This window comes from Aeromicrobium sp. PFPM2_SD2, from assembly GCF_057364525.1.
Genome location: NZ_JBNFNZ010000628.1, coordinates 1 through 1060, shown reverse-complemented (window position 1 = coordinate 1060; position 1060 = coordinate 1). Strand labels below are relative to the sequence as shown.

General features: G+C 49.9%; 1 protein-coding gene. It reads right to left on the bottom strand.

All coding sequences use genetic code 11. The features are described 5' to 3' along the window. Positions 1-854, bottom strand: an 854-nt coding sequence (locus tag AC2W7G_RS16990; RefSeq protein ID WP_485869478.1) for a portal protein, incomplete at its 3' end; no start/stop codon positions are given. Positions 855-1060 lie beyond the last annotated feature (206 nt).

Here is a 1060-nt window from a genome sequence, read left to right as displayed (position 1 = left end):
GCCATTTTGGTGATAGCTTCTGTAATCGTCTCCAGCGAGTTCAGGTCTCCCAGATATTCCTCGCAGTAAGAACGACCATAGTCTTCACCGTCCAGTCTAACCATTCGTACCGGGATGTAAGGACAGGCGTTCAGCGGGTAGGAACCATCGGTCCCTTTCACCTCTATGCCCTCCACTTCCTCATATCGCAGGTACTCATCGTCCTGACGATAGATGTGCGTGTAGACTTCAAGCTCTGTGTCAGGCTCATAGTCGTCTGCGTTGAGTTGTGACTTCACGTCTTCCGGTAGAGCACTAAACGCTACCTTGTCGAGAGTCACAATCTGCAAGATGTTACCGTAAGCATCACGTTGAACAACGTAGGACGTTAAGCGGTACATACGCATAGGACTGTAAGTACCCTGTTCAGGCTCTGGAATATAGAGTAGACAGTTACCGGAGACGATAAGCTGCTTCAGAGCTTCGAACAATGGGACACGGAAACTGTTAGTCTCCATGTAGGCCATCAACACACGCTCGACCATAGCAAGCCCTTCGTCTACACGAGCAGCAGCCTCTGAGTCCTGACTCAAGGTCTTTGCCTCATATTCGGAGACTGTCAGTCGCATCCACGGTGACTGAGGGAATAATGCCAGCATCAGCTTTGCAGCCAAGTTGTTCAAACAGCGAGCACCTACAGCTTGCCACGGCGTCACGTATTCCGTAGACGAGTTGTCGGACTCCTTAGGAAACAGTGACGGGATAGTGACAGCAGCACAGTTCTGAGCGCGCGTCTCATATGGCTGTCTACCGTTCTTCAGTCTATCATAAACTGACTTCGCGCCTTCAGCGGCAAATCCTTCACGTTCAGCCATCTACGTGCCTCCATGTTTTACCTGTTAATACGTCAGACAGCGTTCTCCTAGCTACTCCCGGATATGCAGAGGTAAGCTCTGTCGCTGTTAGCCCTGACTTTCGTATGGACTTAACATCTTCGGCTGTTAGCTTTGAGTGTAATGGCTGTCACTATGTGGAGCGTTCTTTCTACCTTTGGAAACACAGTCTACCATGTTATCGCTAT